Source organism: Sulfurimonas sp. (genome assembly GCF_029027585.1).
Classification (GTDB): Bacteria; Campylobacterota; Campylobacteria; order Campylobacterales; family Sulfurimonadaceae; genus Sulfurimonas.
Genome location: NZ_CP093397.1, coordinates 133,038 through 152,589, shown reverse-complemented (window position 1 = coordinate 152,589; position 19,552 = coordinate 133,038). Strand labels below are relative to the sequence as shown.

Annotated in this window: 20 protein-coding genes; 4 read left to right on the top strand and 16 right to left on the bottom strand. The window is 30.7% G+C overall.

The window, feature by feature from the left end; translation table 11 throughout:
* Positions 1–24: 24 nt before the first annotated feature.
* The 3 genes from MOV50_RS00750 to amrB all read right to left on the bottom strand — a co-directional run bounded on the left by MOV50_RS00750 (position 25) and on the right by amrB (position 1,924).
* Complete coding sequence (locus MOV50_RS00750) at positions 25–393, bottom strand: nitrous oxide-stimulated promoter family protein (protein WP_321778542.1); 369 nt, start codon at positions 391–393, stop codon at positions 25–27.
* A gap of 84 nt (positions 394–477) precedes the next feature.
* Positions 478–738, bottom strand: coding sequence for an AMMECR1 domain-containing protein (locus MOV50_RS00745; protein ID WP_321778541.1), 261 nt, complete (start codon positions 736–738; stop codon positions 478–480).
* Complete coding sequence (amrB, locus tag MOV50_RS00740; protein WP_321778540.1) at positions 674–1,924, bottom strand: AmmeMemoRadiSam system protein B; 1,251 nt, start codon at positions 1,922–1,924, stop codon at positions 674–676. The genes MOV50_RS00745 and amrB overlap by 65 nt, the downstream gene beginning before the upstream one ends.
* 56 nt (positions 1,925–1,980) lie before the next feature.
* Here amrB and MOV50_RS00735 point away from each other — a divergent pair, with 56 nt between their 5' ends.
* On the top strand, positions 1,981–2,625 hold the full coding sequence (locus MOV50_RS00735) for a class I SAM-dependent methyltransferase (protein WP_321778539.1): 645 nt from the start codon (positions 1,981–1,983) through the stop codon (positions 2,623–2,625).
* On the opposite strand, the gene MOV50_RS00730 is transcribed toward MOV50_RS00735, so the two are convergent.
* Positions 2,612–3,724 carry a metallophosphoesterase gene (locus MOV50_RS00730; protein ID WP_321778538.1) on the bottom strand — a complete coding sequence of 371 codons (1,113 nt, stop codon included), beginning with the start codon at positions 3,722–3,724 and terminating at the stop codon, positions 2,612–2,614. The genes MOV50_RS00735 and MOV50_RS00730 overlap by 14 nt on opposite strands.
* A 93-nt stretch (positions 3,725–3,817) precedes the next feature.
* On the opposite strand from MOV50_RS00730, the gene MOV50_RS00725 reads away from it, so the two are divergent.
* Positions 3,818–4,441, top strand: a complete 624-nt coding sequence (locus tag MOV50_RS00725; protein WP_321778537.1) for a YceI family protein — start codon at positions 3,818–3,820, stop codon at positions 4,439–4,441.
* A 34-nt stretch (positions 4,442–4,475) separates the two neighbouring features.
* Here the strand turns inward: MOV50_RS00725 and MOV50_RS00720 are convergent, their stop codons facing one another.
* The 11 genes from MOV50_RS00720 to MOV50_RS00670 all read right to left on the bottom strand — a co-directional run bounded on the left by MOV50_RS00720 (position 4,476) and on the right by MOV50_RS00670 (position 16,048).
* Positions 4,476–5,492, bottom strand: a complete 1,017-nt coding sequence (locus MOV50_RS00720) for a cytochrome-c peroxidase (RefSeq protein WP_321778536.1) — start codon at positions 5,490–5,492, stop codon at positions 4,476–4,478.
* 101 nt (positions 5,493–5,593) lie between these two features.
* Positions 5,594–6,529 (bottom strand): 4-hydroxythreonine-4-phosphate dehydrogenase, encoded by a 936-nt coding sequence (gene pdxA, locus MOV50_RS00715; RefSeq protein ID WP_321778535.1) that lies wholly within the window; start codon positions 6,527–6,529, stop codon positions 5,594–5,596.
* 66 nt (positions 6,530–6,595) lie between these two features.
* Entirely contained in the window at positions 6,596–7,420 is an 825-nt protein-coding gene (locus MOV50_RS00710) for a Bro-N domain-containing protein (protein ID WP_321778534.1), read from the bottom strand.
* Between the two features lie 256 nt (positions 7,421–7,676).
* On the bottom strand, positions 7,677–8,183 hold the full coding sequence (locus MOV50_RS00705; protein WP_321778533.1) for a hypothetical protein: 507 nt from the start codon (positions 8,181–8,183) through the stop codon (positions 7,677–7,679).
* Positions 8,184–8,263: 80 nt separating this feature from the next.
* Positions 8,264–11,770, bottom strand: a complete 3,507-nt coding sequence (locus MOV50_RS00700; RefSeq protein WP_321778532.1) for an Eco57I restriction-modification methylase domain-containing protein — start codon at positions 11,768–11,770, stop codon at positions 8,264–8,266.
* Positions 11,771–11,775: 5 nt separating this feature from the next.
* Complete coding sequence (locus tag MOV50_RS00695; protein ID WP_321778531.1) at positions 11,776–12,561, bottom strand: pyridoxine 5'-phosphate synthase; 786 nt, start codon at positions 12,559–12,561, stop codon at positions 11,776–11,778.
* Positions 12,562–12,570: 9 nt separating this feature from the next.
* Positions 12,571–13,266, bottom strand: a complete 696-nt coding sequence (locus MOV50_RS00690) for a lysophospholipid acyltransferase family protein (protein WP_321778530.1) — start codon at positions 13,264–13,266, stop codon at positions 12,571–12,573.
* 126 nt (positions 13,267–13,392) lie between these two features.
* Positions 13,393–14,097 carry a hypothetical protein gene (locus MOV50_RS00685; RefSeq protein WP_321778529.1) on the bottom strand — a complete coding sequence of 235 codons (705 nt, stop codon included), beginning with the start codon at positions 14,095–14,097 and terminating at the stop codon, positions 13,393–13,395.
* A gap of 29 nt (positions 14,098–14,126) precedes the next feature.
* Positions 14,127–14,528, bottom strand: a complete 402-nt coding sequence (locus MOV50_RS00680; protein ID WP_321778528.1) for a hypothetical protein — start codon at positions 14,526–14,528, stop codon at positions 14,127–14,129.
* The gene (locus tag MOV50_RS00675; RefSeq protein ID WP_321778527.1) at positions 14,509–15,327 is read right to left on the bottom strand and encodes a thioredoxin domain-containing protein; all 819 of its coding nucleotides are present in this window, start codon (positions 15,325–15,327) and stop codon (positions 14,509–14,511) included. The genes MOV50_RS00680 and MOV50_RS00675 overlap by 20 nt, the downstream gene beginning before the upstream one ends.
* Before the next feature lie 148 nt (positions 15,328–15,475).
* Positions 15,476–16,048 (bottom strand): YceI family protein, encoded by a 573-nt coding sequence (locus tag MOV50_RS00670; protein WP_321778526.1) that lies wholly within the window; start codon positions 16,046–16,048, stop codon positions 15,476–15,478.
* Positions 16,049–16,270: 222 nt separating this feature from the next.
* Between MOV50_RS00670 and MOV50_RS00665 the strand changes: the two genes are divergently transcribed.
* Both MOV50_RS00665 and dsbD read left to right on the top strand, forming a co-directional pair.
* On the top strand, positions 16,271–16,840 hold the full coding sequence (locus MOV50_RS00665; RefSeq protein ID WP_321778525.1) for a TetR/AcrR family transcriptional regulator: 570 nt from the start codon (positions 16,271–16,273) through the stop codon (positions 16,838–16,840).
* Positions 16,841–16,962: 122 nt separating this feature from the next.
* The gene (dsbD, locus tag MOV50_RS00660) at positions 16,963–18,738 is read left to right on the top strand and encodes a protein-disulfide reductase DsbD (RefSeq protein WP_321778524.1); all 1,776 of its coding nucleotides are present in this window, start codon (positions 16,963–16,965) and stop codon (positions 18,736–18,738) included.
* Here the strand turns inward: dsbD and MOV50_RS00655 are convergent.
* Positions 18,725–19,507 (bottom strand): acyl-ACP--UDP-N- acetylglucosamine O-acyltransferase, encoded by a 783-nt coding sequence (locus MOV50_RS00655; RefSeq protein WP_321778523.1) that lies wholly within the window; start codon positions 19,505–19,507, stop codon positions 18,725–18,727. The two genes, dsbD and MOV50_RS00655, sit on opposite strands and share 14 nt — an antisense overlap.
* Positions 19,508–19,552: the final 45 nt, after the last annotated feature.

The window sequence follows — 19,552 nt, the reverse complement described above, 5'->3', positions numbered from 1 at the left end:
TCTTAATGGTTTATTAATTTAATATTAAGCACTCTTTTTAAAACGACGAAATAATTTATTTTTAATTTTTAAGATACCTAGTCTGAGTCCGCTATACCTCATGATTTTTGCTAAATGTTTCCACTCTGCTTTGTCATAACATGGTTTTGGACATTTTCTACAGCTTGGTTTGTCATCGTGAATGCATTCTTGAAGTTTAACATATGAGTAATTAAGAGTTTTTTTACACTTTTTACACAAGAGATAATCTATCTTTTTGTTTAGATTTTTATCATTGTAGTTGAGTTGGATAGAGTTTTTACTTTTTTTAGTTTTAATATGCTCACTTTCGCAGTAGAGTTGAATAAACTTTAAAACAGTTTTACAGTCATGTATGAATTTTTCTTCTGTCATTTGAGAAAGTGTATCTAAAATGTCTGTTACAAATCTTGATGTATATGGATTAAATTATGACTATAAGCTTGAACATACTTTTTATTATTGGAGTTTTTTTTCATCAAAAACAATAGCTTTATATATAAAAAGCTCTGCATCTTTGTAGCCATTAAAACCAATACCTACTTTTTCTTCTGAACAGTTACCTACAAACTCTTCTACATTCCACTTCATTTGTGTAGCAACATGAGGCAGAAATGTACCTGTTTTAGAGCCTTTTTTTATGTAGATGCCATGTTTACCTATGACTATCTCTTTTAGTGAAGATATTTTTTTTCTTGGTGTAAGAAACTGATATCTCAATGTCAATATTTTTAAGTTCATCGGGACTGACCTTTTTAAACCTGCTGTCACTTAGTGCAGATGCAATAGTCATATCAACAATGACCTTGTAAAGTGGTTTATCAGGTTCAAATGTACCGATGCAACCTCTCAGTTTGTTGTCTTTATGTAGAGTCACAAAAGCCCCTAAAGGCTTCTTTAGTTTAGGAGATATTTTACTTTCATCAATGACTAAGCGTTTATTGTTTTTTATAGCTTGATAAAGAGATAGGTTAGCAATATTTAGTAGTTCTTGTTTTTCTTTAGAAGTGAGAAAAAACTCATTATTTTTATAAACTCTCATAGCTCCATAACCGACAACTCTTTTTTTATCTCCATATTTACTATGTGCTGAGTTTTTATAATCTAGTATCTCATACTGATAAGGTTTGTCTTGTGTCATATATAGAAGTGTTAAAAGTGAACTCCATCCACACGCTGAGGTTTGCAGTTCTTCTATTTTTGCATCTTCATTTTTAGCTAAAGCATCTATAAACTTCTGTGGGTTATTTTTTGTAAGTGAATCCAGTATGTTCTTATCTACGATATTTGCATCTTTAAAAGTAGGGTAGTGAGATAAGTCTGTGCTGATTATAAAAAGGTTCTCATCATTAAAGTAGGGCGATAAACTCTTTGCTATTGACTTAATGGTTTTAATGTTTGAAGTTGCTAAGATGATAGGGATTATGTTTATATTGTCACCATAGATAGTTTGTAAAAAAGGAAGTTGAACTTCAAGTGAATGCTCTTTTTTATGTGCATCTGAATTAAAAGTAAAGTATTTAGAATTTTTAATGAGCTTAGATGCCAGAGTCTTATTTACTCTTACATTTCCAAGTGGTGTTTGATAATCTCCAATGTTGTATGTAGATGCACCGTTAAAACTGACATAGTGACTAGAACCAATCAAAAAGATATTTTTATATTTTTTATTTAGAGTTTTGTAGCCGATAGATGCTACATTTGCCGAGAAAACATAACCAGCATGAGGGACTATGAGAGCGTTTATGCTTTTTTCATCAAATTCTTTAGCATTTTTTAGATATGTTTTTATTTCTGTTTGAAGTTCATTTTTGTTATCTGAATAAAATGACCCAGCTACTACAGCAGGTCGCAGTGCATAGAGATTTCCAGAAAGAAAAAAGAGCAATATTAGTAACTCTTTCATAAAAAAAAATCCTTTTTTTGATGTTAAATTATAACAAAAGAAGATAAAATTAGCTTATGAAAAAATGTAAATTATGTAATTGCGATACAACTATAATTTGTGATGTTAATACAAATAAAGATTATTATAGATGCTTAGAATGTGATTATATATTTGTGGATGAAAAGTACTACTTAGATGCTCAATCTCAAAAGAAGCATTATGATAATCATGACAACAATTTAGAATCACTTGGTTATGTAGAGATGTTTGAAAAACTTATAGAAGAGTTTATTACCCCAGATGCAAAAGATATAAATACAGCACTTGATTTTGGTTGTGGAGAGGGTGCAGTTTTACCCATACTACTGGAGCGAAACAATATAAAATGTGATAGATATGACCTGTTTTATTTTCCAGAGAAAGTATATAAAAATAAAAAATATGACCTTATATGTTCTACTGAAGTTTTAGAGCATCTAGCTAATCCGTTAGATATTATAAAAGAATTGCTTTTGCATTTAAATAAAAATGGATATTTACTTTTTATGACATACTTTCACCCAAGTGATGATGAGAAGTTTTTGAAATGGTTTTATATAAAAGACATTACACATATAGGTTTTTTTAGTAAAAAAACATTTGAATTTATAGCAGCTGAATTTAATTTGAAAATGGTGAGAGCAAATGATAAAAATACCATTATTTTTAAGATAAATTAATCAGAGTTATTTCACTACTAGCACCTAATCGCATAGGTGGACCCCAAAAACCTGTTCCTTTGTTTACATAAATTTGTAGTTCTTTGTTATGTTGATGAAGACCGCTAATATAGGGCTGAATAATTTTTACTAAAAATTTAAACGGGTAGAGTTGTCCTCCATGAGTGTGACCGCTTAAGATTAAATCCACGCTATCGTTTACTTCTTCTATATATCTAGGTTGATGCGCTAAAAGTATGGTTGGAGAATCTTTAAGATGTTTTAGTGCTTTGTTAATATCTGGTATATGGGTTTTAACTTTATAACCAAAAATATCATAAACTCCAGCAAGGTTAAAACCTTCATTTTCATTTCCTATATATACATTTTCATTTTCAAGTACTCTTATCCCTAAGGCTTTTACAACTTTTATGATTTCTGTTATATTGTGAAAATATTCATGGTTTCCAACTATGAAAAAGGTTCCATATTTTGAGTTTAGTGATTTTAATTCATCTAGGGTAGTTTGTGCATGTTTTATATTTATATCTACTAAATCACCTGTTATTACAACTAAATCAGGGTCTAGTATATTTACTCTATTAACTATATTTTTTACAAATTCTTTATCTATAAGTCCACCTATATGAATGTCACTAAGTTGAACTATCTTATATGGTTTTTTTAGATTTTTTATCTTTATATTTACTCGTTCAAGGTTTACATGTTTAGCCTCATAAATAGACCTTGCACTAAGTGAAGTTGCTACAACAAATGATGAAATATCCAAAGAGCGTTTAAAAAAATTTCTTCTTTTTTGTGAAATGGGAGAGTGGTGTAAAAATACGCAAGAAATATCATAAATAATAGCCGTACAAAAAAGTAAAAAAAGTATGCCAATAGGAAGTGAAACAAGAAAATAGAGCCAATTTGGAAAGTCTATATAGTAGCGTCCGAGCATATAAGCAACGATGCCAAAAAAGTTTACAATCAAAAAGATACGGAGGTATCGTTTGTAAGTTGGTTTGATGTCGAGCTTAGTGATAAGTCTTTTTGAAATGTACATATTTAGTAAAATAAAAACACCACAGAAGGCTGCGAAAAATAATATGGGATTCATCTAAAGAGTATAACTAAGAAAACTAAACCCTTAAGTTTAATTAGGATTTACCTTACGAAGCTATACTTTTAGTAATTCAAAAGGAGAATCATTATGATTAAATTTTTTATATCTCTGTTTTTAGTTGCCACATTGGCTAGTGCAGAAGAAATGGGGACAAAAGGTGGCTCTTGCATCTTGAGTCAAGATGGACCGGTAAGTGTAAGTTGGAAAGCTTATAAAACTCCAGCAAAGTTAGGTGTTGGTGGAACTTTTGATAGTGTAAAATATACAGCAAATGCTCCAAAAGGAAATAACTTTCGTGAAATACTTGTAGGTTCAAGCGTAGTCATTGACACAGCAAGTGTAAATTCTAAAAATAGCGGTAGAGATGTTAAGTTAGTTAAATTCTTCTTTGAAAAGATGAAGTCTAAAAATATAACAGCTAAAATAGTAAATATTAAATCAGACAAACGCATCCGTGGTAAACCAAAAACTGGTGTTATGAGTGTTGCGGTAACTATGAATGGTGTGACTAAAAATGTACCTATGAAGTATGTCTTTAATAATGGTGATTTCAATGCAATAGGTAGTATTGACCTTTTAGACTTTAGTGCCTCTAAAGCTCTTAGTTCTATCAATAAGGCCTGTTTTGATCTTCACAAAGGTAAGACTTGGAGTGATGTAACTATTGGTTTTCAAACTAATATTAAGTTTGAACTTTGCAACACTAAGTAATGTTTATATATAGCAACAAAAAGTTGCTATATATTTAGTTCATATTCGGTTTAGGTGTAGTAGCTGTTGAAGCTGGAAGCATTGGGTAAATAAGTGGAGCTTTTCTACCTTCAAGTGCTTTTAAAAACTCTTCAATAGAGTTTATCTGTTTTGTTGATAGATTTGTTCCAAGTTGGATTTTACCCATCTCTTTGATAGCCTCTTTTAAACTCCAGATTTTACCATTGTGGTAATAAGGTGCAGTTTGAGTGATGTTTCTAAGTGTTGGAACTCTAACCATACCGTTTTTATCACCTTTAAAATCACCTACATTTTGATATTTATATGTTCCTGTTACATTAAAAGCGTTCATTGCTCCACCAAGACCAATACCTGTATGACAAGATGCACAACCAACTTTTATAAAAGTTTTAAGACCAGTTTTTTGTTTAGAAGTAAGGGCATCTTTATCGCCATTTAAAAAGTCATCAAATACAGATGGAGTAACTAAAGTTCTCTCATAAAGACCGATGGTATCAGTAATCTTTTCAAAAGATATTTTTACATTTTCACCATAAGCCTTTTTAAACTCAGTTACATAAGCAGGCATTGAGTTTATAACACGCTCAACATGCTCTGTTGTAGAAGCCATCTCAGGGTGAGCTTGCATTGGACCTTGTGCTTGTTCTTCTAAATCTTTTGCACGACCATCCCAAAACTGAATATCGTTAAATACAGCATTATAAACAGTTGGAGCGTTTACATGGTGCGGGTTTGCTGTCCATTTATGACCTATAGAAGCTTCAACACCGTCATCCCCACCTTCGCCTAAATTATGACAAAAGTTACAGCTGATAATACCACTCTTAGAGAGTCTTGGGTCAAAAAATAGTTTTTTACCAAGTTCAACTTTCGCATTTGTTATTGGGTTTTTAGGGTTGTCTATGATTTTCATTAGCTCTAATGTAGAAGTAGGAATAGCTTGGAGACCAGCATTTTTAGCATCTGTTTGAAGAGATGCAGACATAAGAATGGATGAAGTAGCTATAGTAGCTATGATTATGTTTTTCATGGTTTACCTTAATAAAATTTATTAAAAGATAATATTTATCTTTTATAAACATAAGTTTAGCCATTATTATCTTAAAGGAAAATTATTATCGTTTAAACTTATTAATGTTGATTGGGAGTTATAAATGAAATAGCACTCTTAACAGCATTGATATAACTTAAAGTTTTTGCTTCGCCTTTATATGCGATGTCAAAGGCAGTTCCATGGTCAACAGATGTTCTAATGATTGGTAAGTTTAAAGATATGTTTATACTCTCATCAAAATAAAGTGCTTTTAGAGGTGCTAAACCTTGGTCATGATACATTGCTACAAAGTAGTTGTAGTTCTTTCTAAAGTGTGGAGTAAAAGCTACATCTGGAACTATTGGACCTGCAAACTGCTCAAAGCCTATTTTTTTATTTGCACTTTTTATGGCTTTAGATATTCTAAGCTCTTCATTTCCTAAGACTCCATTATCCCCAGCATGTGGGTTTAGACCAAGAACTGCTACTTTAGCATCTCCTATCGAGTTATGTAAGTCTATAAAAAATTGTTTTAGTTTTACATACTGTATAGACGCAGCTACTTCTTTAAGTGGAATATGTTCAGTAAAAAGAGCTACAAACATTTCTTCGCATCCAAGCATCATAATAGCATCTTGGTTAAAATGTTTTCGGAGTAGGTCGGTATGACCTTTGTAGTCTAGTCCTGCCATCATCCACGCTTCTTTATGAATAGGCATTGTCACAACTGCATCTGCTTTTGAATCCTCACAAAGTTCTATAGCACTCATAAAAGAGTTATAAGAATAAAGCCCAGATTCTTTTGTTGTTTTACCTATTTCTATATTAAACTCTCCATCAACTTGATGAAGTTGCATGTTTTTTGGAAATTTTAAATTTAGAAGTGTTGTAGCTTGCCTTAGCATAGAAGTGTTTATACAGTACAAAGGATTACAAAGTTTACTAACCTCTTCATGAGCTATCAAAGCTATCTCAATACCAACCCCGTTTAAATCACCTATGCTAATCGCAATATTTTGTTTACGACTCGGCATTTAGTGCCTCTCTGTACTGAACTTTTAGAAGTGCTAACCATTGGCACTTTTCACTTTGAGTTCTTGTCATCTTTTATTTTCCAATATTTTTTTAGCATTAAAATTAGTCACAACCTTTTTGCCAGTTTTTGCTTCTAGTGATTCCTTTGCTACTTTTGCAACATCTCCACCTTGCCTTGCCACTATTTTGCTTTCATTTAAATCTTTAGGATTAGTTGCTTGTGATATATCTTTCGTAGATGCTTCTGCTAACATATTTAAAATTAGTTCTGTATTTGTCATATTATCTCGTAAGTTTTCTTTTTTTAGACCTTTTAATATTTTATATTCTTTAGTTGTTTTATCTGCCCATGTTTTTGTAATAATATCAGTTAAAGTTGCAAACTCAAAGCCTTCTTTTAAACCTTTGTCTTTCCACTCATCTGTAAGTTCTTTTCTTATCTCAATACTTTTTAGTCTTTGGTTTATCCAGTTTTGTGAATATCCTAACTCTAAATATTGTTTTAATGCTCTGTCGATGCTAATTTCAGGGTCTTGCATCTCATCAAGTCTATCTTTTGCTAAAGTTGCTAACCAAAGTTTAAACGGCTCTGCTTTTGGCGATGGAATAGACTGTATAAGTCTAAAAAGTTGTTCTGTACTAGCTACATCTGTAAGCCTCATCTTTCCATCAGATGCTTTCATTTTCAAACCGTGACAATTTGTCACGGTTTCATTTCCTTCCTCTTTTAGTCTTTGTTTAAGTTTTCTCCAATAAGCTTGAGGATTTTTACTATTAGTTAAAATCTCAATCACATCAACAATAGAAATATACCATTCCTCTTTATCCTCATCCCACAAAGTTCGTACCTGTTTTTCTTCAAATATTTTTATAGCATCTTGTGATTTCATTTTTTGTGTCCTAATAGCATTTTTATGTCCCAACTGAACAGGATTATTTTATTAAACTTCTTGCATAACCATATTTTAGATTACTTCACTTCGTTCGTAATGACGGTCATTGCGAGGAAGTATGACGAAGTAATCTAAGTTATGCAAGAAGTCTATTATTTTTTTCTATTTTTCTTAAAAGCATGACATTTTGTCATATAATTTAATCAAATTAACTTATCCCACTACACCTTTAAAAGATGTAACGAGTAAAAAATTAAAGTAGTCCAAATAAAGCAGTTGCACTTGCTCCCACTAAACTAGCAACTGTATTATTCTTTAGTAATGATTTTAATATAGATTTTGCTTCATCATCATTACTCTTTGCAATATGTTCAACAAGTTGTTGCATATTAATATTTACAATTTGAGAGTTATCATTCCCAACTTGAATTTGTTCTCCATTTATTGATCCAATACTGATACTTGGATTATTGTTAGTAACTATATGAGGTTTTGCAGTAATATTTTCCACTATTAATGTAAGTTTATGAGGATGATTAGTACTCACTTCCAAAGAACCATCCTTTAGAAAAGAAGTATCAAGAACTTTTAATTGAATTTTTCTTTTTCCTGATTTTTGTATGATTATGTCACCAATACTAACATCTGGTTCTTTTGTATAAGGAATAAATAATTGTCCCTTTAACATATTCCTTTTACCTTTGTACTCTATTCCTGCAATGGTCACTATCTCTGGATAAGCTAACTTTTCAAAGTCCATCTTATACTCCTTGTATTTCTGATTATTGTAACAAAATTTAAAAGGTTCTTGTAAAAATATGACAAATTGAAATATTATTTTTAGATTTTCTCTACAATTTTTATTTCATCATCACTAAGCCCGTAAAGTTTATAGACCATGACATCTATATCTTTATCTGTTGCATTTATTTGTGATTTTAAATCTAATGCTATTTTAGCATCGTTTTCAAAGAGTGCTTTCCAATCGTTTTTAAAATTTCTCTCTTCGAGTTTATCGGCAAATTTTAGTTTTTTTGCTTTTTTGTACTCTTTTACAAAATCATCAAAAGTTAAGTCTTCAAAGTTTTGTAGCTTTTTTGGTATCTTTTCAAGTTCTAGTTCGTTGATGAAGTTTTGTTTTGCTTCTTGTAGGTTTTTATTTAATTGAAGCATTAAATCAGCTTTTTGTATAAATGGTTCTTGCTTAAAATCTTTATCTATATTTTTAATTGGAAGTCTTTTTAAATTAACTGCTTTTACCTCTGCAAATACTCTTCCCTCTTCTGGAACTAAAAATTTATAATAAAAGTCCATAAGCTTTGAATTTAATATACAAGTAAGAGTTTCATACTTTAAAATATCATTTTTAATCACGATATTATGAACATTATTTAAAGATAATAATCCTTGATAATCAACTGCTGATATTATCCTATCACTTGTTTGTCTAACCATTATTTTAGTCTGAAAAAAATTTAAACTTTGTCTTGGTTCAGCTAAAAATTTCCCATACTTTAACCAATTAGTAGATGAGGGATTAATACTAAATTTACTTATACTACCGCCTACAATATAGTTTTTATATGTTTGGTCTATTTTGTAGTCCGCATCATATATTCTATTTTTAACATTGTCCTTTGTTTGTTTTGGAGTTCCTTTATTTGTTTGATAAGGCTTTATTCCAACGGTTACATTAGCAATATTTTCTAATTCAACTGTATCTTCAATTATTTTATTTATTATTTTTAATTTATTTCCACCAAAAAGTAAATTAAAACCTAATTCATAACTATTTAACCAGTCATTTTGTGAAATAGTTTTGTTTTGCTTAGTTTCCAACTCATCTGTATTATCAAAATAATTTATTAGTATATTTTCATTTAGTATTTTATTTTTTGATAGAGTAATTATAGAAGTTTCAGCAGTTACATCTTCAAAAACTTGATACCTAAACAGTAATACATTTTCAAAACAACTATTTTCAATTAGATATTTTCGTAAATTTTTAAAATAAAACATTGTTAGCCAAGTAGATGGAACAATATAACCCAACTTTCCATTTGAATGTAAAAGTTTATAAGCTTTCTCCATAAACAAAGTATAAGTATCTAATTGATATTCAACTGTTTTAAAATTCTCATTAAAATAGTCTTTATCTGATTTTGATAATTTTGCTCCATAAGGAGGGTTTCCAATAATAATATCAAAACCAACCGAAAAATAATCTTTTTTATAATATTCCATAAATTCTTTCGGGGTTAGTATTTTAACTCCAGTTAACTGTTCCAACCTTTGCCTAGTGTCATCTTTTTTTATAAAATCTTTTGTATTGTTTGTAATAAAAAATTTAATATTATTTTTCATAGCAGATTGTAAAATATCAGTATCATTAATTGGATTTTTACGAGTTATAATATTATAAATCTTATTAGAATAGTCTATATCTTTTTCACTAGCAAAAATATCATTAGCATCCCAACTTGAAACATCCCAACGAAATAATGATCCTTTTACATCTAAAATATCTAGATATCTTAATTTTTCGTTATTATATTTATTATCTGGTATTTCAGGTATTGTTCTTGAGGATATACAGAATTTTAAATTACCATTATCTAATAATTTAAGTATTTCTTTACTCTGAGTTTTGTCATTAGTATCATATCCATGAATTATAATATTTGTATCCAACATGATTTTATGTTGCTCAAAAACTTCTGAAAACTCTTCTTCCCATACAAAAGCATTATCAACTACACTTTTATCATCTATAAGACTATTCCCGCATTTTATTTTATCCGCCAACTTAGTAAGTTCTCTACCCTTAGATGCCGTCCTCAACCACAAAGAAAGTTTAGCTATCTCAATTGCATCTTCATTTATATCTACACCATAAAGATTATTTTCTAGTATGCTTTTTTCTATCTCATAGTATGCTGTTATATCTCCCATAACTACTAAGTCTCTTTGTAAAGAGTTGTGTTCAGATATTAAAAAATCTAAGGCTTGATTTAAAAATGCCCCACTTCCACAAGCTGGGTCTAAAATTTTTAAGTTCAATAACCAACCTCTATACTCTTCTAAATTATCTTTTAGTATCTGTTCTTTTTTTGTTGGTTTTTTAGGATTTTTTGGCGAGACTAAAGTCTCACTTCCGATGCTTAGTTCTTCTCTTTTGTCATTACAGAGTTTTCCTAGAGTATTGTCTACTATATATTTTGTGATGTATTCAGGTGTATAAAATACACCATCTTTTTTTCTTTTTGATTTTTTACTATCAAATTCTACATCATTGATTGAAGCATTGATTTCTTCTAAGTCAGTCAAAGACTGCTCAAATATATGTCCTAAAATATTAACAGATATATCACTCATAAAGTCATAGTTGCTTAATGCTTGTGCTTCTAAGTCAAGTATATTATCATCTATGATTAAACTATCAAGAGTTTCATCTACTGCAAATAAACCACCATTATATTTAGGAATATTTAATCTCTCGTTCCCTTTATTTATAGCATCAAAATAGAGTTTAAAGTAATCATACATACTTCTATCGCCAAAACCATCACTTTGATGTCTTTGGCGTATCTCTTTGATTGTATTAGCTGTTAATAGCCCTCTATCCTCTGCAAATAGTATAAATATAATTCTATCGCATAACTTTTGAGTAAGTCTAAGAAGTAAGGCTTTATCTAAGGAGTTATTTTTTACTAAGTTCTCAAAAAGGTGTGTTCTAAATGCTGAAAAATCTTTGTATAGACTTTTAGATATATCTTGCTCAAATGAAGCTGATTTATCTTTTAGTTTTTGTGGAATATTATCTTTGATGCTTTCATATGATAATAGTAAGTGAAGTTTTTTAAATTCTTTATAGTTAAGATTAAAAAGTGAAAACTTTTCATAAGCTGTTTTCTTATCAATATATAATCTTAATTCATCAAAGTTAGAGATAATTATATATTTTGAGTTTGAATGTGAGTTATGATAGTTAAATGCTTGTGATTCTATCTTGTCAAGGTTTTTAGTATCTTGTGCTTTAAGTTCTATTATGCCGATAACTTCATTATTTACATATATGACGGCATCTGCTTTTTTGGCGTCTGTTTCGTTCTTCTTTTCTCTTTCAAGGTTAAAATTATCAGGGTTGGTGCTGTCAAGTCTGTAACCTAAACAGTTCTCAAAAACATCTTTTAAAAATCCATCTTGATATTTTTCTTCTTTAACAGTTTTTATAAAATCTATCTTAGATAAATACTTTTGATATTCTGCCCATCTTAGAGCAACTAAACTTTCATCTTGATTTACCTCAAGGGCACTCAGTAAAACAGATTTTTGAAATATAGCCATTTTTATTATTTTCTAGTAGTAAGTTTTTTCATTTCTTTTACAGCATCTGCTAAACCGCTAAAAATACTTCTTGCTATGATACTTTGCCCGATGTTTAGTTCTATGATTTCTTTTATATCCATCATATATGAAACATTATGGTAGTTTAGTCCATGTCCAGCAGCTACTCCAAGACCTAGTTTTTTAGCATGAGTGGCAGCATCTTTAAGCTCTTGTATGGATTTTTCTAGTCTGCTTTGTAGCTCATATCTTGGAAGTTCAAGTTCTTTTATAGAGTGGTTTGAGTGAGGTAATGAAGAGTTTAACATCGCAAATATATTTGCAAATGAACCAGTATGAAGCTCTACCATCTCAGCACCTAAATCTTTTGAGGCTTCCATTGCTTCTATCGTAGGATCAACAAAAAGTGAAACAGGAATGATAGAATCATGAAGTTGCTCGATAGCATAAGCTATCTCATCTTTATATGTAAAAACATCTAAACCGCCTTCTGTTGTCACCTCTTCTCTTTTTTCAGGAACTAGTGTTGCACGATGTGGTTTTAACTCACTTATTATGTCTAAAATCTCTCTATTTATTGAACATTCTAAGTTTACTGGAAGTTGTGAGAGTTGCATTATATTTTTAGCATCTATATCTTTTATGTGTCTTCTATCTTCTCTTAGGTGGATAGTTATTTGGTCAGCACCATTGGCACATGCTACATAAAGAGCATTTAGTATATCTGGGTCATTGACTTTTCTGGCTTCTCTTAAAACTGCTACATGGTCTATATTTACGCCTAACTTCATACTCAAGTTTTATCCTTTTGCTTCGTTCATAAAAGCTATATAATCATTTTCTAAATTATCATGTTTTGTTAAGTTCCCAACATGGACTTTAACTATTTTTGTTTCTTTATAGGGAGCATTTTTAAATATATTTTCAAGATTGTCATCTATAAAAACTGGAGCAACTGCTAATTTATTAGATTTTGCAATTTTTTGAGCTCCACTTTGAAACTTCAGGATTCCGCCTTCTTTGCTCCTTTCACCTTCTGGAAATATGTAAATGTTGAAATCATCTATTTTAGTTAATGTTTTTTTTACTTCTTTGAAAAATTTTAAAAGACCTTTGCCTGTTTCTAAATCAACACTTATGCAACCACTATATTTAAAAAAGTTACCATAAAATGCGTCAAAAAGTTCTTTTTTTGCTATCCAAGTTCCATTTTTATTGCCTTTTGAAAAGACACTTTCCATTACTATGATATCAAGTAAAGAGCGGTGGTTTATTGCGTACAATACTTTGTTTTGTTTTGGTAACTCACCAACAAGTTCAATTTCTATATTTAAAAATTTTAAGACAGCGTTTGAGTAGGTTTGTCTATCATCGGAGAGTTGTTTGTAAGCTGGTCTAAAAGTTATAAAGGGATGAAAATATGTCTTTTTAAATATCTTTATATATTTATAGCCAAGTTCAGCCATAAATATAATTTTGCCTAATTCTTTAAACATTAATGCTTATCTTGAACGATGAAGTGGATGTTGATAATCATTTCTTTCACAAGCACTAAACATGCTCATAATTCCAAGAGCAAGGACAATACTTAATATTATTTTTTTCATTAATCGACCTTTGTATTAAAAACTATTCTTTATTATATCATCTATTACTATGATTTTATCAGTATTAGCAAAACAACTCGTATCTCCACATACTAAATAGTCTGTGTTTTTTGTGACTTTTTTATGTATAAAAGGATACTGTAATTTGCTTAGTTCAAGGGCATTATTGCTTAGATTATATGCATTTGACTTTATAATTCTATCCCCTTTTAAATGTCTTAACATCTCTTTAAGCATACATGGATAAATGATAGGTCTTCTTCCTAGTTCGTGAGAGTTATACTCTAGTGTTAAAAAAGCAAAATGTGAATATTTTTCATCTTCAAGTAAAATAGCTAAAGAGTTAAGAACATCAACCATTATGCTTACTGAACTTGTATAGGTGTTGTCCGCTATGTCTGCTTTTGTTTGGAACTCTCCATCACTAAAATTCCAACTCCCTTTACGAAAAAATCTTTCAAGTGCGATGTTAGCAAAGCGTTGTGCTTGAATGAGGTAAAGTTCATCGCCTGTTGCGTTGTATCCACTTATGAGTGCTTGTGCTAAAAAAGCATAGTCTTCTAAAAAAGCTTCTATTTTTACTTGCTTATGTATGAGTGTTGTATGATAAAGTTTGCCATCAATATACATTGTTTTTAGTAAAGCATCTGTGTATAAGATGGCTCTTTGTTTGTACTTAGTATCTATATCTCCAAGAATAAAAAGTGCTTTTATCATCATAGCTGACCATGAAGTTTGAATTTTTTTGTCTATGAAAGGGTACTCTCTTGAAGCTCTTCGTTGTTGTAGTAAAATTTTAATATCTGCAAAGTTTTTAGGTGCCTTGCCATTTCAAAACGAATAATATTTTTACCTTCAAAATTTCCAGTTTTTGTTACATCCATTTGTTGTAAAATAGACTCTATATCTTCATAGTTATTTTGCTCTAAAATGTCGTAAATTTCATCATAAGTATATATAAAATAAGTTCCTTCTTCACCTTCACTATCAGCATCACTAGCGCTATATAAAAGACTGTCTTCACTCATAAAGTTATGCCAAAAATCTGCAATTTCTTTTGCAATATGGAGATAATTTTCATCATTATAAGCTAGATATGTTCTTGCATAAAGTTCGCAAAGTAGGGCGTTATCATAAAGCATCTTTTTCAAAATGAGGTACTTTCCATTCGCTGTCAACCGAGTAACGAGAAAAGCCACCATCTACTAAATCATAGATGCCACCTTTTTTCATAGAGTTTAGAGTATGAGTTAACATAGCTTTTGCAGCTTTGTCATCATAGAGTTTATCTAAAACTAAAAGAGTAGATAGTGTAGATGCCTGAGGAAATTTTGGAGAAGTGGAAAAACCGCCATTTTTTGTTTCATAGTTATTTTTTACTTGAAGTATAAAGTTTTTTCTAAAGTCTTCACTTAAAACTGTTGCTTCTTTTGGGTGTTCTTGTTTGTTTAAAAAATCTTGAATCTCAGTAGCATTTTTATATAATTGCTCATTATTTTGTGAAACCTTAGAGCCTATAAGTTTTGTAAGCTCTATGAAACCCATACCTTCTATGGAGCCTTCTCTTGACTCTGGCGGTATGTAAGTTCCTGCAAAAAATGGCTTATTTTGTGGAGTACAAAAAATAGAAGTTGGCCAACCACCTGAGCGACGATTTAATAAGCTGTGCACTTCTTGGTAATGCTTGTCAATGTCAGGGCGTTCTTCTCTATCTACCTTTATACAAACAAAACTTTCATTTAAAATATCTGCACACTCTCTATTTTCAAAAACAGTTTCTTCCATAACATGACACCAATGACAAGATGAGTAACCTATACTTATAAAAATTGCTTTGTTTTCAGCTTCTGCCTTAGCAAATGCTTCTTCACCCCAAGGAAACCAATCAACAGGGTTGTTTTTGTGTTGTTGTAAGTAAGGAGAATCTTCTTTTTCTAATCTGTTTGACATAATAATATTCTTTACTTTTGATTTAATAGCTGTAGAGTAGAGAAATAATGATGATAAATTGCTTAAGAGCTCAGTTAGTGCTGATATTTTATCTCAAAATAACATCAAATTTAATTGCTAAGTGAAAACGACTCTTACTTTTCTTCAATTACTTAGTTTGAATTCCTTCTAAAATAATATCAAATTTTACTGTATCACCAACAATCAGACCACCAGTTTCTAGTAGTTGATTAAAGTTAATATTAAAATCTTTACGATTTATCTTTCCGTGAAGTTCAAAGGCTAGTCTTGTGTTGCCCCATGGATCTTTTATAGTACCGCTAATCTCTTCAACATCAAGAGTTACCACTTTTGTTACATCTTTTATAGTAAGTTCAAATGTTGCCTTGTTAGCACTATGCTTAAGAAGTTTTAAGTGCATTTGTGGGTATTTTACTGCATCGAAAAAGTCTGCACTTTTAAGATGCTTGTCTCTTTTAGCATCTTTTGTAGTTAAACTTGAAACTTCAAGAGTACCATTTACAGCAGATAAGTGTTTTGTTTTCTCATCTATGCTGAAGGTACCGCTAAACTTTTCAAAGCTTCCTTTAACATTACTAATCATCATATGCTTTACTTTAAATCCTACATTTGAATGGCTTACATCAACATTATAATTTGCTGCATTTAAAAGACTTAACCCTACTACAGCGCTAAGCGCTAAACTTTGAAGTAATTTCATTTTTTCTTTCCTTTTGTTTTTTTCTACACTTTTAAGATATAGTGTAATTACACTAAAATTATATGTTAATAAAAATACAATGTCAAGTGCAATTACTCTAATAGCTACAATTACATCCATAAAATAGTAGATAATCATAGCAAGCAAGGCTATTTATGTATAGTGTAAATTTAATTGACCTATTAGAGTGATTACACTATAATTTCAATATAAGGAACAAATATGTCAAGAAAAGAAGATATATTAGAGATGGCTCGTATACTTTTTAACGAAACAGGTACACAATCTTCTACAACAAATCATATTGCAAAAGCGATGAGAATGAGCCCTGGTAATTTGCACTATCACTATAATAACCGTGAGGAAATAGTACGGTTGCTGTATATAAAGATGCGCAAAGAGATGACACTATCTGTCGATGAGCTTCCAAAATGCATTGCTACTTTACACAAACATGAGAAGTTACTTACAGAAATACAGTGGAAATATCGCTTTTTCTTTAAAGAGATTCTTTCACTTTTTTCACGAGACTCTGAGTTAGAAGATTTATACATAAAAGACAATATTGCACACCGTAGGCGCATAACACAAGTTATAAACAACCTTATACTAAATGAAGAACTCGTTATTGCCGATGAGGAGGATATAGACTTTATTGTAGATTCAATCTCTCTATCGTGGCAGTTTTACAGTTCATTTTTGCATACAAAAGGTCAAGAGGTAAATGCTGAGTCAGTTCAAAAGGTTATAAAATATACGACTGCGGCTATGAAACCATACCTAAAAAAATAAGTTTCAATTTAGTTTTATGTAACCTCAGTCACAGACATAAAGAATAAAATTTGTTATAGTTTCTGTATGTTAAATGTTTATTTGTATAATAGCGAAAAACAAATCTATATAAAAAGAGTCTTATGAAAAAAATTGTTTTACTTTTACTTTCTACTATTTTAATGTTAAATGGAGCTTCCAAATTTTTGATGCCAGATGAGGCTTTTAAACCTGAAGCTAAGTTCAACTCTAAGATGCAAATAGAGGCTAGTGTTAAAATAGCTAAAGATATTTATCTTTATGCAGATAAGTTAAAAGTAGAAGTTAAAGATGGCGATGGTGTAAGTATTTTAAATATTGATAAGCCTAAAAGTGTTAAACATGATGAAGAGATGGTTTATCTGAAATCTCCAACTGTTATAGTGACTTTGCAAAAAAACTCAGAACTTAGTGGTATGAAAACTATTGAGTTTATCTTGCATTATCAGGGTTGTTCAGAACAAGGTTTGTGTTATGAGCCGATGAGTGAGTCTTACTCTTTAGAGGTAGATACTTCAAAACTTCAAGATTCCCTAAAAAGATTAGAGTTAAAAGTAAAAAAAATAATTAAAATAGAAAAAAAAGTAGAACAAAAAGAGGAAGTATCACAGAGTGATGCTATTGCAGACACTATTAAATCAGGAAATATTTTTGTAATTCTTTTAACATTTTTAGGCTTTGGACTTCTTTTGGCTATGACTCCTTGTGTGTTTCCTATGATTCCTATTATTTCAGGTGTCATCATCTCTCAGGGTGAAGGTTTAAGTACGAAAAAAGCTTTTGCCTTGTCTATTGTTTATGTTCTTGCTATGGCAGTTGCATACACCATCGCAGGTATCTTGGCAGGTCTGTTTGGAGCAAATCTTCAAGCAGCACTTCAAACACCTTGGGTTATCTACTCATTTTCAGCAGTTTTTGTTGCTTTAGCTTTTAGCATGTTTGGTTTTTATGAACTAAAACTTCCAGATGCTTTAGTAGCAAAAGTAAGCTCAAAAGGTGAGGGTGGCGGTTATATAGGTGTTGCAATTATGGGCTTTTTATCGGCTTTGATTGTTGGTCCTTGTGTTGCTGCTCCTCTTGCGGGTGCTTTAGTTTATATCGGTCAAACTGGAGATGCTCTTCTAGGTGGAATGGCTCTTTTTTCTATGAGTATTGGTATGGGTATTCCTCTTATCGCAGTTGGTGTTAGTGCTGGTAAATTTATGCCAAAACCTGGTGAATGGATGACGCTTGTTAGTGCCACTTTTGGTGTAGTGATGTTAAGTGTTGCTATTTGGATGTTAGAGCGTATAGTAGATGCTTATATAACTATGCTTTTATATGCAATATTAGGAATTGCTTTTGGAATTTATCTAGGTGCATTAGAAAAAGGTGGACATTTACTTAAAAGAACTATCGCTATTTTGATGTTTGTTTATTCTTTAGCACTTTTGATGGGTGTTTTAGGAGGTTCAACAAGTATGGCTAGACCATTGGAGTTTTTTAAACCTCAAGTTGTAAACTCTTTGATTAAAACCGAGATTGCTCATGCTAAATTTATAAAAATTACTTCCATTGATGAGTTAGATGAAGTACTTGCGAAAAACAAAGGTAAAAAAATTATGCTTGATTTTTATGCTGATTGGTGTACTTCATGTAAAGAACTTGAAGAGGTTACTTTTGTAGATGTTAGAGTAAAGGCTAAAATGGCAGAGTTTGTTTTGATAAAAGCAGATATTACACAAAATAGCCAAGAAAATAAAGAACTTAGTAAAAAGTATGGAGTTTTTGGTCCGCCAGCAATTTTATTTTTTAGTGAAGATTCAAAAGTAAAAAGAGCTAAAACTATCATCGGTTTTATGGGACCAGATGAGTTTTTAACTCATCTTAACTCGCTTTAACTTTTATATTATTATTTGCTATAAATGAGGCGAATTGTTTAGCATATTCATTTTCATGCTCTGTCGCTAGTTTAGATGCTAACTCTTTGTCAACACCATCTCCTAGAATTCTTTTAAAAATAGATTTTATTTTTTCTATATCTGCTTTATTTTCTAGTCTTCTTCTCAAACCAACTACATTTAGACCTTTTACAGAAGCTCTATTGCCTTCTGTGAGAGTAAATGGAGGTATATCATGATCAACACAAGAAGCACCACCTATCATTACGCCAGTACCAATAGTTATGCCAGATTCAACAGTAGTAAGTCCACCGATGATAACTCTTTGCTCACAAATTACATCTTCATAAAGTCTTACAGCATTTGTTAAGATGCAGTAATCTCCCATATTAACACCATTTAAAATCTGAACATAAGCCATTAAAAAACTATGAGCACCAATAGTTATTTTTTTATAATTTTTTTCTTCTAAAGGCTCTTGAGTTCCGATTTGTGTAAATTCTCTTATGTGAGTTTTTTCACCTACTTCTATATTTGAATTTTTGTTTCCCATAGCGGTATAACTGAAAATTCTCACATCATTAGCAATCTTTATTTTGCCCATCAAAACAATGTTTGACTCCAAGATAACTCCAGATGCTATCTCAACATCTTTACCAATGTTACAAAATGGACCTATCTTAACTCCATCAGCTATTTTAGCGCCATCTTCAATGACTACACTCTCATGAATCATTTGCAATCTCCAAGGTAATGATGCTATCTTCAACACTAGAAAGAGAACCTTTCTCACCTGTTTCAAGGTAGTTTAAAA